We start from the raw sequence: 396 nt of genomic DNA, 5'->3' as shown, positions 1-396 counted from the left end.
AGATTAATGATATTGCCTTTACGCCGGCGACAAAAGTAATGGAGGATGAAGAAGTCATCGGTTTTCATGTATGGGTTGGCGGTGGTCTCTCGGCTCGTCCGTATCTTGCTCAGCAGCTGGATGTATTTGTACGCCCGGAAGAGGTTGTCAAAGTGGCGGTTGGTGTTACAACTATATTTCGTGATTACGGTTATCGTCAAAAGCGTAACCATGCCCGCCTTAAATTCCTTGTAGCTGATTGGGGAATAGAGAGGTTTCTTGCAAAGCTAAAAGAACTGGTTGGCGAATTGGAGACGCGCGGTGACGACAAAACGATAGGCTGGAATGCTGGGTATTTTACCGGTGTGCACAAACAGCGTCAAGAGGGGCTTAATTATGTAGGATTATCGGTTCCGG

Annotated in this window: 1 pseudogene; it reads left to right on the top strand. The window is 47.2% G+C overall.

The features are described 5' to 3' along the window. A pseudogene (locus LKX83_RS31955) lies at positions 1-396 on the top strand (nitrite/sulfite reductase); the annotation flags it as partial.

It is taken from the genome of Cohnella baijiui, assembly GCF_020731285.1.
Taxonomy (GTDB): Bacteria; Bacillota; Bacilli; order Paenibacillales; family Paenibacillaceae; genus Cohnella.
Note: the sequence above shows the minus strand (reverse complement) of the source record. Positions and strands in the feature narration are given on the sequence as shown.